15 protein-coding genes are annotated in these 15225 nt (G+C 54.9%); 11 read left to right on the forward strand and 4 right to left on the reverse strand.

All coding sequences use genetic code 11. The features are described 5' to 3' along the window. Positions 1 to 221 (forward strand): branched-chain amino acid transporter (locus J7394_RS22320; protein WP_209256166.1); only part of this gene is annotated, 221 nt, incomplete at its 5' end. Positions 222 to 487: 266 nt separating this feature from the next. Here J7394_RS22320 and J7394_RS22325 read toward each other — a convergent pair. Then, a complete protein-coding gene (locus tag J7394_RS22325; protein WP_209256167.1) occupies positions 488 to 835 on the reverse strand; it encodes a helix-turn-helix transcriptional regulator in 348 nt (115 codons plus the stop codon). Between the two features lie 31 nt (positions 836 to 866). Between J7394_RS22325 and J7394_RS22330 the strand changes: the two genes are divergently transcribed. The 3 genes from J7394_RS22330 (at position 867) to J7394_RS22340 (ending at position 3748) form a co-directional block, all read left to right on the forward strand. Beyond that, on the forward strand, positions 867 to 1730 hold the full coding sequence (locus J7394_RS22330) for a PhzF family phenazine biosynthesis protein (protein ID WP_209256168.1): 864 nt from the start codon (positions 867 to 869) through the stop codon (positions 1728 to 1730). Continuing rightward, positions 1727 to 2710, forward strand: coding sequence for an ornithine cyclodeaminase family protein (locus J7394_RS22335; RefSeq protein ID WP_209256169.1), 984 nt, complete (start codon positions 1727 to 1729; stop codon positions 2708 to 2710). The genes J7394_RS22330 and J7394_RS22335 overlap by 4 nt, the downstream gene beginning before the upstream one ends. A gap of 597 nt (positions 2711 to 3307) precedes the next feature. Continuing rightward, positions 3308 to 3748 carry a hypothetical protein gene (locus J7394_RS22340; RefSeq protein WP_209256170.1) on the forward strand — a complete coding sequence of 147 codons (441 nt, stop codon included), beginning with the start codon at positions 3308 to 3310 and terminating at the stop codon, positions 3746 to 3748. Between the two features lie 4 nt (positions 3749 to 3752). Here J7394_RS22340 and J7394_RS22345 read toward each other — a convergent pair whose 3' ends face one another. Further along, positions 3753 to 5285, reverse strand: coding sequence for a winged helix-turn-helix domain-containing protein (locus tag J7394_RS22345; RefSeq protein ID WP_209256171.1), 1533 nt, complete (start codon positions 5283 to 5285; stop codon positions 3753 to 3755). A 149-nt stretch (positions 5286 to 5434) separates the two neighbouring features. Here J7394_RS22345 and J7394_RS22350 point away from each other — a divergent pair, with 149 nt between their 5' ends. The 5 genes from J7394_RS22350 to J7394_RS22370 all read left to right on the forward strand — a co-directional run bounded on the left by J7394_RS22350 (position 5435) and on the right by J7394_RS22370 (position 9964). Beyond that, positions 5435 to 6424 carry a homocysteine S-methyltransferase family protein gene (locus J7394_RS22350; RefSeq protein ID WP_209256172.1) on the forward strand — a complete coding sequence of 330 codons (990 nt, stop codon included), beginning with the start codon at positions 5435 to 5437 and terminating at the stop codon, positions 6422 to 6424. Positions 6425 to 6746: 322 nt separating this feature from the next. Continuing rightward, the gene (locus J7394_RS22355; protein ID WP_209256173.1) at positions 6747 to 7424 is read left to right on the forward strand and encodes a hypothetical protein; all 678 of its coding nucleotides are present in this window, start codon (positions 6747 to 6749) and stop codon (positions 7422 to 7424) included. 60 nt (positions 7425 to 7484) lie between these two features. Beyond that, positions 7485 to 8093, forward strand: coding sequence for a GNAT family N-acetyltransferase (locus J7394_RS22360; protein ID WP_209256174.1), 609 nt, complete (start codon positions 7485 to 7487; stop codon positions 8091 to 8093). Between the two features lie 27 nt (positions 8094 to 8120). Beyond that, positions 8121 to 8438 (forward strand): hypothetical protein, encoded by a 318-nt coding sequence (locus tag J7394_RS22365; protein ID WP_209256175.1) that lies wholly within the window; start codon positions 8121 to 8123, stop codon positions 8436 to 8438. A 20-nt stretch (positions 8439 to 8458) separates the two neighbouring features. Next, positions 8459 to 9964 (forward strand): cytochrome c peroxidase, encoded by a 1506-nt coding sequence (locus tag J7394_RS22370; RefSeq protein WP_209256176.1) that lies wholly within the window; start codon positions 8459 to 8461, stop codon positions 9962 to 9964. Positions 9965 to 10110: 146 nt separating this feature from the next. Here the strand turns inward: J7394_RS22370 and J7394_RS23225 are convergent, their stop codons facing one another. Then, positions 10111 to 10554 carry a GNAT family N-acetyltransferase gene (locus tag J7394_RS23225; protein ID WP_371812151.1) on the reverse strand — a complete coding sequence of 148 codons (444 nt, stop codon included), beginning with the start codon at positions 10552 to 10554 and terminating at the stop codon, positions 10111 to 10113. 199 nt (positions 10555 to 10753) lie between these two features. Next, a complete protein-coding gene (locus J7394_RS22380; protein WP_209256178.1) occupies positions 10754 to 11944 on the reverse strand; it encodes an ABC transporter substrate-binding protein in 1191 nt (396 codons plus the stop codon). Between the two features lie 298 nt (positions 11945 to 12242). Here J7394_RS22380 and J7394_RS22385 point away from each other — a divergent pair, with 298 nt between their 5' ends. Next, entirely contained in the window at positions 12243 to 12992 is a 750-nt protein-coding gene (locus J7394_RS22385; RefSeq protein WP_209256179.1) for a MerR family transcriptional regulator, read from the forward strand. A 234-nt stretch (positions 12993 to 13226) separates the two neighbouring features. Next, positions 13227 to 14741, forward strand: coding sequence for an ABC-F family ATP-binding cassette domain-containing protein (locus J7394_RS22390; protein WP_209256180.1), 1515 nt, complete (start codon positions 13227 to 13229; stop codon positions 14739 to 14741). The last annotated feature ends 484 nt before the right edge of the window (positions 14742 to 15225 follow it).

A 15225-nucleotide genomic window follows, 5' to 3' on the forward strand; every position in this document is an offset into this window, starting at 1 on the left:
CCGGCCAATGGATTCGACGGTCCAAGCATTCCTGGATCCTGAAGGAGCTTCCTGGGTTGATCCTTGTCAGTCTGGTTTCGGTGTCGCTTGCAAATGAGTCTGTGGTTGGTTGGATCTCGGCGGTGGCTGCTCTTGTAGCAACCTATTTGACGAAAAACGTGGTCATGGCGATGTTGTTTGGCGTGCTGGTTTTCAATGGCGTCGGCGTCTTTATCGGCTGAAGTCTGAACCAACCTTTCAAACGAAGGCCGCGAGAAAGCCTCGCGATGAACCTTTACAAACAGATGGGATTTGGGGCTGAGATCTGCCACTCTTCGATAGCGTTCAGAAAGATCGGAGCGAGCACAAAGTATCGAATGCTGCGAACGACACGGAAGGCTGGTGTAGTATCAACTGCCTTGGTCGAGCAAATATTATGTAACTTATCGCTTCATTTGCGCCGAAAGCGAGGTCTGTGCCATCGCAACGCAGCGATGGAAATGATAGCTTAGGATGAGTGACCGGTGTGAACCAATGCAGATACTTCGTTGAGAACACGATCAAATCTCTCTTTACGCAATTTGTAGAATACCCAATTTTTGATCTTCTTGCTCTGCACGATCCCTGCTTCTTGCAGAACCTTCATGTGGTTCGTCACTGTTGGCTGCTTGAGCCCAATCTTCTCGGTTATGAAACCAACGCAGACGCCGTCATTGATGAGGTCGCCATCCACCTGAGGCGGGAAGTGGCTTTCGGGTTCGGCCAGCCAGTGAACGATACGAAGACGGTTCTCATGGGCGAGTGCGCTGAGGCCTCGCGCTATTGACTCGTAGGAAGAATCTAAATAGTCAGACATCAATATAGTTTCTCCGCTATGCAGGTTTAATATGTCGTCAGAACCAGTCAACTACAACTACATTCATTGTGATGTCTTCGCGACCAGGCCTTACTCTGGCAACAGTCTTGCGGTGTTTATCAATAGCGAAGGGCTGAGCGGTCAACAGATGTTGACTATCACCCAAGAGATTCGCCACTTCGAGTCGATATTTCTGAGCGAAAAAAATGGTCAGATATCGGCCCGTGTTTTCGACCTGTTCGAGGAACTTCCATTCGCCGGTCATCCGATAATCGGTGCGGCTTGCGCATTGCATAAGCAATCCGGATCGGATGCCAAGCGCGCCTGGAAATTCGACATGAATGGTGGACGGACCGTGAGCGTGGCCTCAGAGCGCCGCGATGGCCGCTACTTTGCTACGTTGAATCAGGGATGCCCCGAGATGTTGGGCGTTGTAGATGCGAAACCGCTGTTTGCACGTGCTTTCAACCTGGATAAATTGCCCGACCTTCCAATAGAGGTCATTTCCACAGGATTGAAGTACCTTATCGTCCCTGTTGAGTGCGGTCTGGAACGGGCCCACGTCACAGTATCAAACTTAGGAGGCAAACTGCGCGAGGTCGGTGCCGACTTCGCATATCTCTTTGACATCAGAACATTCGAGGGCCGGCATTGGAACAATGACGGGATTATGGAGGATGTCGCAACGGGCAGTGCCGCGGGTGTCGTGGGCGCGTATGCGATGAAGCACGGCCTCGTGCAATCAGGCAAAAGCTTCGCTTTGAAACAAGGACACTTCATCAGTCGCCCCAGTGAAATCATCGTGACTGCATATGGCACATCAAAGAATGTGGAGCGAGTCACCGTCGCCGGAGAGGTCGCCTTCGTCGGAAGCGGCGAGGTCATAGCCCCATGATCCCTTTCTATGGCCCCGATGACATCCGACCATACCTGAACATCAAGTCCCTGATCCAATCAGCAGAGACCGCTTTTCGCGCAATATCCGACAGAACCGCGCAAGCGCCGGTTTATGTTCTCCATCCCAATGATTTGGCGGATATCCACGTAAAGTCAGCAACGATTCCTGGCTGCCCGATCTTCACAGTAAAGATGGCAGGTTGGTCGCAAGTGCTAGCAGACCAGGACAAACCGGCATCAAGCGGTCTGATCGTCGTTTTTGACAGTGAAACGTGCAAACCTCTTGCGATTTTGCAGGACAATCATCTGATCTCGGATTACCGAACAGCTGGAGCCGGGGCCTTGGTCGCGAAACTACTCATACGAAAAGGCACGTCCTCCGCGTTAATAGTCGGAACCGGAGTTCAAGCGCGACTGCAAGCCGAGGCGCTGATGATGGTACGTCCAGTCCAGCAGTTGAGGATCTGGGGCAGATCAGAATACAAGGTCCGGAACATCGTTCAGAAACTACAATCCAAGTTTCCACAAGCTGACATTCGCGCGACGGAAAGTCTGTCCTCCTCTGTTGCTGAATCAGAGGTAATCGTGACGGCGACCGGTGCAAAGGAACCGGTGATCCGGAAGGATTGGATTAAACCGGGACATCACATCACGTCGGTTGGCTCGGATGACACAACAAAATGCGAAGTCGATCCAGCAATTCTCAAGAACGCTTGTGTTTTCGTTGACGCGATCGATTCCGCGGTCAAGTACGGCGCACCGAGCCGTGCGATCGCCGAGGGTTTGATCGATAGAAAACACTTGACCGAGATTGGCTCACTGTCCGGCGTGGTGCCGAAATCAAAAGGTAAATCAACGATAGCGTGCTTGTCAGGTTTGGGAATTCAGGACCTAACTGCCGTCAATACGTTTTGGAACAAATTACGAACAGTTAAGGCAGCAAAGAACGCAGTTTCATGTAGATATGCTGAGGTTTAATACCGCTGGCGCGTTGATCGGGAGAAACCATGCGGAAAACCATAATGCGCCCTGAGTTGTTGGTGATTGTATTTGGGGCGGTTCTGTTAAATACGGTTCCAATTTGGGTCGGTAGTCTGGCTCGGGATCACGTACTCACCGACACTGCCTCGGGACTTCATGCAAGTTTTCTATTGCTCTCCGCCACAAGCACATGTGCAGGCCTCATACCTTTTCTGAATGAGCGGTCTTCCACGGTATTGGCGTTTCTGTCGCTGGTGATCCTCTCGGCCGGAGGCCTTCTTTCGGTATTCGCGGCGACGGTCGCATGTGGAGCTCTTGGTCTGGCACTAGGCGCTCTCAGCCCGGGGGGCACTCAGTTGCGTGTCCCAGGACCCACGACGGGTGCGTCAGTTGAGTGTCGCTCTGACTATCGGGCTTGTTTTGTCCCTATGCGTCTACCTTGTTGGGCCGTTGCTTCGGGTTGGTCCATTTCCGGTTTTGACGGTTCTTGCAGTCCTCCTTTTTGTACCGCGATGGGAAGTTTCCAAATCGCGCCTGACGCTCCGATCCGAGATGGTTCTTTCCGGCACAACACTTCGAAAGGTGCCGTTTTTCGTGATGATGGGGGCCTATTGGACGTTTCTGGAGCTCTTTGGACAGACCATCGGTTCGGCCGAGGCAATGTCATACTGGCTCTTGGGGAGTTTGTTGGCGAGCGCCGTTGGATCGTGGATCGCTGGAGTGGTTCCAGTGTTTAGGACAAGAATTGTGCGCGACGTGTCCTTGTTGGCGGCGGGGATTTCCGGCGCTGCAAGCTACGTGACATCCGACATGCTCGCTCTGGGACTCACGATCCTGGCAAACGGTTTTGCGTTGTTTCTGTTTTTTCCGCTTTACCTTGGCCTGGCCGGCGCGCGGGCGACCGAGGCGATGGCGATCTATCTCTTTGGCTTTGCCTTTGGTGGCGTTGCGGGCGCGTTGATTGTGTCTCTTGGTGGATACTATCTGCTGGCGGCGACCATTCTTGTCACCGCGTTTGTGGCTTTGTTAAGATAGCCCTTTAGGCAGGGAGTCTGACATCGAGTCCCGCCTTTCGCCATCCTGCAATGGATGCTTCGATCAGTCCGCCATGGTAATTGTTCTTGAGTTGCTCATCATGGATTGTTGTTTCGAACTCAGGGTCGATTTCTAGAACGATCCGCGCTTGCTCGACTGCTTCAACCGTCCGGTCAAGCTCCGCAAGAAACCACGCGAGATGAGCATGGTACCAAAGAAACCCTGGCATCGGGACCTTGTCGATTTCCACCAAAGCAGCCTCGAAATACCCTTCACGCGCGTAGCGCCAGCAGCGCGGATAATGATACCACCCTGGATGTACAGGCGATAGTTCCATCGCCTGGTCTAGAAGTTCAATGGCGCGATCTTCCTCGCCCAACATGGCGAAGCATGAACCAACCTCTGCGAGAATATCGGAATTGTTTGGGTTCAGCTCCAAGGCTCGCTCGGCGGCAGCGCGGAATCCGGGGATGTCTTTGTTGTAGAACCGGATCAGGGCCAGCACCGAGTGCGGATAGGCACCGTTGCGATGGCATTCAAGCGCGCGCAATGCAGCTTCGGTCGCAAGCGCAAGGGCATCAACACCCGGGCGAGCATTTAGTTTGTAGCGGTATTCCTCCAACAGAAGAAGGGAATAAGACGACCAAAGGCAAGAGACGCCTTGTTCTCGCTCAAGGGCCCGCGACAAAGTTGACCGCAGTTCCGCATGCCGGGCCACGTCATAGCTCCGGTACCATTCGTCAAATTCTGCCTGCAACACATAGGCGTCCAACGAGTTGACCTTCTTCGTGCGCCGCTTGCAGAGCATCTGTTCGGCGACGGCTCCGTGGTTGCTGCCTACGCGGCCAGCGATAAGACGCCCCAATTCTTCTTCGATCTCGAAAAACCCCGATGCATTTGTCTTGCGGGTCACTTTTTCAGAGCCGAGCGTGCGACCCGAGGCGGCATCGATCAGTTGGACGGTTGCCCGGGTGTTGCCACCTACTTCGCGCACTCTGCCTTCGACGATAACGTCGACACCATGCTTTTCGTGGAGTTCTTCGGGAGACAATCCTTCTTTAGCAAAATGTTCTGTCGTTCGCATCGAGAGCACCCGCATGACCGTGAAAGCCGAGAGTGCACTGATCGTCTCTTGCGTGAGCCCTTCGGCAAGCAGTTCGGCCTTTCGCGTTTCTTCAACGGCACGAAAGGGAAACACTGCGATCACCGGCATTGTTGCGTTCACTGGGGTCGCGTCAATCGGCGCTGCCATACGAAATCCGACCCCATGCACGGTCTTGATCACTCTTTGAACATTGCCTGAATCCCCGACGGCACGCCGTGCCTCTTTGATCGCCGTTGAGAGTGTTGCATCCGTGATGATACGCCCGTTCCAGACTTGCTCGATCAATTCGTCCTTGCTGACGATTTCTCCGCCCGCCGAGTGCAGCGCGCGCAATATACCGAGAGTTTGACGGGTAAGCGCCGCAGTATGACCGCCCCTGAAGGTCGTCATCTGATCAAAGTCGATCTCGGTATCGGCGATCTTGATTCTCATGGCTGGACCAGAATCCTCTAACTTTGTACTGATGAAAAGCACGATCTCAGGAATTTCTCAGACTTCTCTCAAGCTCTCCGCGTCAACGCCGCGTAGGTCCACTCTCAACACCTTGTCGCGTTTCAACGATGCGTTTTGGAGAGTAGACCATGAAATACCGCAATGCTTTGCCGCAATTGAACGGCACACAGATGATCACTGATGGCGGACTTGAGACGACCCTGATCTTTCACGAAGGGATCGATTTGCCGTTGTTCGCCGCCTTTACTGCGCTCGACACTGATAAAGGTGTGGCGACCATGGACGCCTATATGGAACGTCACGCACGGATCGCCCTTGCCAAGCAGCGTGGATTTTTAATGGACACGCCAACCTGGCGTGCCAGTGCGCGATGGGCGGCTGAACTTGGTGTATCGCATGACAAACTTCGCGCAGTGCATCGTGAAGCCGTTTGCTCGCTCAGGGCCTTGCGGGAACGGCTGGAGCAACCTGAAACGAGCCCATTCGTCATAAACGGCGTGATCGGCCCGCAAGATGATGGATACGCGCCCGCACGCCTGCTGACCGAGGAGCAGGCGGAAGCCTACCACAGCGTTCAGATCGGCTGGTTCGATGAGTTTGGGGCGGACATGGTGTCTGCCATAACCATGACCTACTCCGAAGAGGCCATCGGCATCGCCCGAGCGGCCAAGGCGAAGGCCATGCCGCTTGCAATCGCCTTTACGGTGGAAACCGACGGCAATCTTCCCTCCGGTGAGACGTTGAAGGATGCCATCGCGCGGGTTGATGCTGCCACGGACGCAGCACCGGCCTACTACATGATCAATTGTGCGCATCCAGATCACTTTGTGCATGTTCTTCATGGGGCTTGGACGACACGCATCAGAGGAATCCGGGCGAACGCTTCGCGCCTGAGCCATGAAGAACTCGACGCCGCTGAAACGCTTGATGATGGAGACCCTGTTGAACTCGGCGTGCTCTATGCGGGCCTCGACGTACTATTGCCCAACTTGACGGTAGTCGGTGGCTGCTGTGGCACTGACCATCGGCATATCGCGGCCATCTGCGAAGCGCTTGGCACATCGGATCACGCAAATCGCAGTCAAAATCGCATCGAAGGAAAGAAACATGCCAGCTGATACGACCTTTACGACCTCTTCGGCGTTGCCCCAGTGTCGGCGCAGTGGCTTATCGTCGGCCATTCTTCAAGTACGCAAAGCGCTGCGAGCGCGTTGGCGTCAACGTCAGATGGGATCCTTGGTCGACTATCTGGATGATCACCTGCGGTCTGACATCGGGTTGCCGCCGCAAGGTCGGCGGGAAATGCCCAACCTAGAATTTCCGCGGCTCTGAAGAGCTCGCGTGGATCAAGAACGACCGACCGGTGCAGGAACCGGACGGCGCCACAGGCGTTACGTGCGCCCATTTCCAACCTCAACCGCTATTTTCAAGGAGACTAAAATGAAACCGAACAACCTTCTGATCGCCACAGCGATCGTCCTTGCGCCCGGGTTTGCAAATGCCGAGATGCTGTCGGCCTTTGACGTGGCAGAGGACCACACACGCATCTTCATGGCGGCCCAGCCCGTCCATGAAAACGGAATGCCCGCTCATGGCAATGCCTTTGTCAGCCAGGGTTACATCTACCCGGAAGGCACGCTTGCCGATGGGACGGTAGGCGTTCTCGAGGACGGCAGCCCAGCATTCCCGGATCTCGTTCTTGGCACGTGGACTTGTGATGGGTACTTCGTCGGCGAAGGTGGGAATGCCACCACCGGTGTCTGGATCATCAGCCGTCAGACCTTTGCGTTCGACGACGGCGCAACGGTCGTCACCCAAGGCACCGAAATTGCAGATATCGGTCAGCCCAACCTGCGTCCAGTGACCGGGACAACCGGCGACTATGCGGGAATTGATGGCGGCCTGATCCAAACAACGCTGGGCTTCACCGATTTCTGGGGATTGAGTGCAACATATGCGTTCGAACAGCCTGTTGAGGCTGCGGCTGGAGCACAAGACGCAGCTTACGAAAAAGGAGACGAGCGACCGTTGCTCATCGATGAGCATGACCACTTGGAGTGGGATTCCGGTGCGCCGGTTGGACCAATCTCTGAAGAGCACTTTGCCCCATCAACATGAACCTCGATCAGTTGGCGAGCCACTTACTGGCTCGCCCCCAACCCCCCTTTGAGGCTTAAAATGAATATCCAGACACCTCCTCCTATTCGCCAGGCAGAACCTTCGGACGCTGAAAGCATGGCCAAGCTGATCAATCTTGCGGGTGAAGGCATCCCGAACTGGCTCTGGACCCGCGCCTGTGTCGAAGGGCAAACGCCCCTCGAGATCGGTATCGAACGAGCCAAGCGCAAGACCGGTGGGTTTTCCTACACGAATGCGTTGGTCGCAGAGCCACATGGATATCCTGTTGGCATGGTGCTGAGCTACGCAATTACCGAAGTGCCAACGGATAGTCCTGATGATCTACCGGCACCGATTGCGCCATTTGTTGCACTCGAAAAGCAGTCGGAGAACACATGGTTTGTTAACGCCTTGGCCGTATTCGCCGAAGGACGGAACCAAGGCATTGGAACGCGATTGTTGGCGGCAGCCGAAGATCAGGCGCGCACAAACGGATTCGAAAAGATGAGTATTCAGGTCTATGCGCAGAACACCGGAGCAGTGCGGCTTTATAGACGGCTGGGGTACGATAGCGTTGCAAGTGAGCCCGTGCGTCTGCATCCAAGTCCGCCCTACTACACAGGCGATGTACTTCTGTTGATGAAAGCCCTCACCGTCCACGTTGCGTGAAGCAGCAGCGTTCCGAAAGAAACAACAATGACGTCCTATTGGCTCGTTCTTTCTGCGGCGGGTGCCAGCTTCACTTTGGGCAGCGTACTGCTCAAAAGGTTCGCTGACACGGGTGTCGGTTTTTTCCTGCTGATCGCCATTGTCGTACTTGGGCTTGGCAATTTGGCCTATATTCGACTGCTGGCGCACGGGCTTGGGCAAGGTGCAGTGATGTCCAGCATGGGTCAGGTCATCGCACTTTCTGTACTTGGCGTGCTTCTTTTTGGCGAGCGCCTAGGGTTGCCGCAATTGGCTGGATTGGGGCTGGCCATCGTCAGCATCTGGCTCTTTTCCCAACCGCGTTGAATTTTTGTGAGGTATCAAAAGTGATCAATCGACCTCAATCCCTCTTGGTATTTGCCACGCTCGCTGGCGGCCTGTTTATTGCATTTCTGGCTTCAGCATCTAGCGAAGAGACGCAGACTGCTATTTTCCTTCCGTCGCCGTTGACGGACCAAGACTTTCTTTATGACGGCGCGCCCGAGCAATCCCTCGTGGAGCTCGGACGCAACCTCTTTTTTGACCCGATCCTGTCGGGCAATCGCAACATATCATGTGGTACCTGCCATGATCCCGCGTTCGGATCGGGCGACGGCTTGGCACTTGGCATCGGTGAAGGTGGCTCAGGAGCAGGACCACAGCGCGTGACCGTTGGCCCGGTCACTGGGCGGGTGCCCCGCAACGCGCAGCCGCTTTGGAACATAGGCGCGCGCAGCTACGTCTCGCTGTTTCACGACGGGCGCGTCGAAGCGTTGAACCCAGCCGATCCCACAGGCACCATCCGTAATCCCGCAGGGACGGATTTACTCAACGACCTATCCGGCCCCTTGGCGGCACAGGCATTCTTCCCTGTGACTTCCCCGATTGAAATGGCCGGGCAGTATGGCGAGAACCTGATCGCCGACGCCGCCCATCACGAAGATAGGCGACAGATCTGGGAAAACCTAGCGCAGAGGGTTGCGGGTGTTGCTGAGTACCTGGAGATGATCCGCGCTGCATTTCCCGAGATCACGGGTGCCGAGGATGTCGATTATTCTCATATCGCAGAAGCACTGGCGGCGTTCCAAACGACTGCGTTTCGATCTGATGAAAGCCCCTTCGATGCGGTTTTGCGATCAAGGAACCTGTCGCTGATATCGCCGGATGCACAAGCTGGTCTTAGACTTTTCTACGGCGCTGCAGGTTGCGCAAACTGTCATAGCGGCCCGTTACTGACCGATCATCGGTTCCATGCCATCGCCGTCCCGCAAATCGGACCGGGCAAAGGGCATGGAGGAGATATGACCTATCTGCGAAAGACCGGTTTACCGGGGCGAACAGAAGATGAAGGCAGGTACCGAGTAACTGGTGATCCCGCAGATTTGTTTGCCTTTCGGACGCCATCTTTGCGCAATGTATTTTTGACCGGACCGTGGGGCCACAATGGCGTGTTTGCTTCGCTTGAAGACATGGTACGGCACCATATTGATCCCAAGGAAAGCTTTGCCGACTTCGATCCCATGGATGTGTCTCTGCCAAATCTTGACCACGTGCAGCGCCTTGTTTCTCGTGGTTCGGCGCTTGAATTCGGACCACTGGAAGATACACGCCGTGACGCTTTCGATCTGCGGGACGGATGGGTGATGAGTTCACCCGCATTGCGCGACCGCATTGTCGCGGCAAATTCATTGAGTCCTATTGTTTTGAAGGACGAGGAGATCGGCCAGCTCGTCGCGTTTCTTGGTAGCCTGACCGATCCATCTGCGGTCAACCGGAGTGAAATGATCCCCAGCGATCTACCTTCCGGGTTGCATCCGCAACCACATGTACAGATGCACGCAATTCGTCATTAGAGCGTCTGACGGTTCTGAGCGGCACGTCACATCTGGGCCTGCCGCTCAGCTATTAGTTCCGTTCTAAGTAGTCATTAATCCAAGTTCGCCACGCGAGCTGCCTGTGCGACAGGATGGGTTACGTGAAACCCAATGCCCTGACTTCACTACGCTGCGCGCTGGCTTGATCGGAAAGACTTTGTCATTCGGACGGCAGGCAGTATCGTGCCGTTCTGGGTATGGAGCTCGACCTGGTCAATGGGGCGCCAACCTGCCGAAGTATAAAGACGTTGCCCTGCAGGCGTTGCGATCATTTCACCACTATAAAAACCGGCAATCCGCGCAGCGGCTTCAGCTGTTGCTAGCAAAGCTCGGCCAAGTCCGCGCCCACCAAATTCAGGATGCGTATAAAGATGTCTGATGCGAGCTGAGTCAGTGGTTGGATTCAGCGGGGCTCTGTCGTTAGATCCGACACTGTCACTATGGGTTAGCTCAGGCCACCGGCTCCATCCCCCGCTCGCGCGGATAACCCCTTCCACTTCGATGACAAAGTAACTGCCATCTACGATTAAGGTTTGGTCAATCACCGCAAACTCAGCCAATCCAGCCATTTGCGCCGATGTATACACTCCCTGAGATGTATGCCGTGCCGAAATAGCTGCCAATTCAGACACAGTATCAAAGTCGCGTTCAGTCGCAGGGCGTATCTGCAGAGCATTTAAGTATGTCACCAGTTTCTCCAATAAGAAGAGAAAATATAATTAGCGTTCAGCTGTTGGGCCCGCAGCTTTCGGCGGCGGGCCCGGCGCGTTACCAAATTCGTTGTGTTACAAACGCTCCGTCGCGGACGGTAAACTCCTGATAGCTGCCCGAGGCTTCACCAGTTGTCGAAAACTCTACGTTGGTCGCGCCGACATAGTCGATCTCGCCGCCCTCCGAGAGAATTCGCAACGCCCGCTCCAGCTCTCCTGCAGCGATTGGTTCACCCGGTTCATTCGCAATCGACATCATGGCATCTGAGATTGCTTGCCCATCAGTCGTTCCCGCAGCGTGCACAGCAAGTGCCAACACGGCAGCGGCATCGTAGGACTCCGCACGATAGGGACCTGTACCGGCAATCCCTGCTTCCAACGCCATCTGATCGAATGCGACTGACCGGTCATCTTGCCCCCCCGGCACTGACCCGATGACCTGTCCAAGGTCCGAACCAAGCGCCTCCAGCAGAGCAGTGCTGTACATTCCATCGGCAAACACAAAGCTGTTGAAGGCACCAGTGTCTAGAGACGCCTGAACAATCTGCCGTCCGCCCTGATCTGCGTAACCAATTACCAGAAGATGATCAGCACCGCTGGCCGCAAGTGTCGCAACTTCGGCGGAGTAGTCAGCCCGGCCATCTTCATGCGAAGCGGCCAACACAATCTCACCTCCGCGATTCAGATATGCCGTCTGAAACGCGTCTAATAATCCTGCGCCGTAGTCGTTGTTTGTGTATGTCGCTGCAATCGATGTGACTCCGCGTTCGATCAGGATTTCGGCAAGCACTTCACCCTGACGGGCATCTGATGGTGCCGTCCGAAAGAACAAACCGTTGTCGTTAAGTTCGGACAAAGCAGGCGACGTCGCTGATGGTGAGATTATTGCAATGCCATTCGGGATCGCAACATTTGTGGCGACCGCGCCTGTTGCACCCGAACATGCCGCACCAACAATCGCGGCGACCCGATCGCCGGTGACAAGGCGCTCGGCCGCCGACGTGGCAGCTGCCGCATCTGTGCAAGTGCTGTCACCGAAGACAACCTCGATGTCGCGCCCGCCAAGGAACAGGCCGGATTCAGATATTTCGCGAAGCGCCAATTCAGCAGAGGACCCCATGTCTGCGGCCATGCTTTCGATGGGTCCGGTAAAGCCCATAAGCACGCCGATCTTTATCGGTGGCTCTTGTGCAATGACTGTTCCGGACATCGCAACGAGCGCAGCACTGGTGAGAAGTTTCGATCGCATTTGGTTTCTCCATTTTGCGGAAAGCGGAAGCGCTTCTGTCTTCCCGTTTTATGTTGCAGATAGCGAGGAGTTCAGACGCGAAACACTTGCCTCAGCGCTTCGAAAACCCTCATTCCACCCGGGCATCGCTAGAGCGAGATTGTCGGCAAAGCTTGAGCAAAATCTGAGAAAATCCTGAGGACGCTCCGGCTCGATCCAAATACCAATCTCGAAGAAATACTGACGCGTGTGGTCTTAATGTGATCGATGGATCTTTGGGTATTGACCCTCACGTTGCGTGAGGCGTCATAGGGGGATCATGGAAACCCGAATCGAGGAATATACGGTTGGCGAGTTGGCGAAAGTGGCCGGTGTGAGTGTGCGCATGCTGCACCACTATGACGCCATCGGACTTTTGAAACCGTCCCACGTGGCTGCAAATGGCTATCGGATTTATCGACAACCCGAAGCGATAAGATTGCAAGAGATTCTGTTCTACCGCGCAATCGGCATGGCACTGCAGGACATCGCCAATATGCTGGAGCATGGTGGGCAATTGGATCGCCTCACGAAGCACCGCGAGGAACTTAAGCAGCGCCTCGCAGATCACGCGGCTATGATTGCAACGCTCGACCGGACCATTTCGCATTTGACAGGAGATGCTCCGATGATGATCGAAGACCTATACAAGCCGTTTTCTGCGGCCAAACAGGCGGATTACGAAGACTGGCTAACCCAAACCTATAGCGCGGAGATGGTTCAGCAAATCGCGCATGCTGAACAGGCTGGACCCGATTTCGCACAAGACGGTGCCAATCGTCTACGCGCGATTGAGGCGGCTTTGGTATCGGACTACGAAGGCGGCAAGCCTTCGGACCAGGCCGATTTGTCTGCGCATCAGGCGTGGGTTGCAGACATGTGGGGACGCCCTTGTAACGACGAAGCATACGCCCAGCTGTCAGACATTTACATGGCGCATCCAGATTTTGTCGCACGTTTCGAGGCTTTGTCGGAAGGCTATAGTCAATGGCTTCGGGCAGCGATGGTGTCCTGGACGAACCGGACGTAACTTCGTCTGCAAGGTCCAACGTTCTTGTCTTACTCCCCGCCGCTAAGTAGAATGAACGCGTCGGTAACTTTTACAACGGGAGGGCACAAGCTGAACATGCGTATCATCCGCCGACTTCAGCATGGTCCCCGTTTCGCCCTGTAAATGCGTTTGCAGGGCGGGCTGAGAAACATCCTTTCCATCGGTCTGCCCAAAGCCGCACCGCGGCACCTCTTTCTATGAGCAGAGACTCCGATGACTGTGATGAACATCAGCGCTCTAAGCGTAATCCGTGGCGACGTCCTTTTCGATGACCTGAACCTAACAATTTCCAAGGGTGATCGTATTGGATTGGTTGCCGCAAATGGGCGCGGCAAGACAACACTTTTGGAATGCATGGCTAGTCAATCCGAAGCGACCAACGGGAGTATCATCCGGACGCGCGGTTTACGAGCGGGATATGTAACTCAATACGTGCCGGAACGCGCCTACACCAAAACGCTCTATGAGTGGGTGCTGGGTGTCCTTCCTGCCGAGCAGGCAGAATACGAAAGCTGGCGTGTGGATGTCGTGCTTGGTGAACTGAGTGTTCCGTATGAATTGCAGCATCGTCTGCTCAACGAATTGAGCGGCGGATGGCAAAGGACTGCATTGTTGGCTGCCGCCTGGATTCAGGAGCCAGATATCCTATTGCTGGATGAACCAACCAATCATTTGGATTTGCATCGTTTGGGCTTGCTCCAGAACTGGTTGTCTGCCTTGCCACGTGAAGTGCCGGTTATTGTAACGTCTCATGACCGGGCATTTCTTGATGCGACAACCAACAAAACGCTGTTTTTGCGCAAGGAAAGATCACGTGTTTTTTCACTCCCATATTCGGCCGCACGGGAGGCGCTTGATGAAGCGGATGCCGCTGACCAACGGCGGTTTACCAATGACTTGAACAAAGCGCAGCAGCTGCGCAAGCAGGCGGCGAAGCTGAAGAACATCGGCATCAATTCTGGGTCTGATCTTCTGGTGACTAAAACCAAGCAGCTAAATGATCGCGCGGCGCAGATTGAAACGGGTGCCAAACCTGCCCACCACGAACGCAGCGCCGGTGATATCAGACTGGTCAACAGCGGAACTCATGCCAAGGCTCTGGTCACATTGGATGACGCACGGGTTGAAACGCCGGACGGTCGCCTGTTGTACAAGACTGGGCGGAAATGGATTTTACCAGGAGACCGCATCGTGCTTCTGGGGGCCAATGGCACCGGCAAGACCCGGTTGGTCAAGATGGTACACAGTGCACTTTCTGGGAATAGTGGGGCGGTCAAATGTGCCCCATCGGTTGTGTCAGCCTATTCAGATCAGCATCTGAGCCAGCTTTCAGACAGCGATACACCGATGACTGTTGTTGCGGGCCAGTTTGATATTGGCGACCAACGCGCGCGCGGTGTTTTGGCGAGCGCGGGCGTGAACATACAGATGCAAGACACCAAAATTGGTGCACTGTCTGGGGGGCAAAAGGCACGCTTGGCGATGCTAATATTGCGACTCAAAAACCCGAATTTCTACTTACTTGATGAGCCGACCAACCATCTCGACATTGAAGGGCAAGAGTCTCTCGAGGATGAATTGATCAAACACGGCGCTTCATGTTTGCTTGTTAGTCACGACCGCCGCTTTTTGCGAAATGTCGGCAACCGGTTTTGGCTGATCTCAGGTAAGGTTTTGCAAGAGGTGGACAGCCCAGAACCGTTTCTGGTGAGAGAGATGGGCTCATAGTTCATCCTTTGTTCCGTCAGATTCTTGGAGGGTTGAACATCGTCAAGCGGACATAGATGTGCTTTTGGCGAAAGCTCACTTTGTCCGCTCGTCGTTTGTCGGTCCCGCTTGCGGCGAAAGGAAGGTATTAATTTCGCCGCTCAGACAGGGTTTGAATGACCGCTCTGGTGAAATCGGCTGCGGCGCAGCGGCGTGCGTGCCGCACTTGCGAGCAAATGCTGCGTTAGCAGTAGCAGCGACTGCATAAGTCCGGAAAGTCCGCGAACTGTGAGTTCGGCGTGGCTCGCCTTTTGCCCTTGCAGCGAACGGCAGGTCCGACAGGCCGCGCCGCAGCATGGAGACTATGGGGTAAGGTCCTGTGTGGATGGCTCCTGCATTACAAGAGATTTCTGTGATTGCGATGGTCTGTCAGTACAGTCGTGTGTCCGGCCTGTTTGTGTGGCGGTTGCCACTGGCCCTGATGAGTTCCGCGAGCAAGGTTCCT

The sequence above is a fragment of the Ruegeria sp. R13_0 genome (assembly GCF_017743995.1).
Classification (GTDB): Bacteria; Pseudomonadota; Alphaproteobacteria; order Rhodobacterales; family Rhodobacteraceae; genus Ruegeria.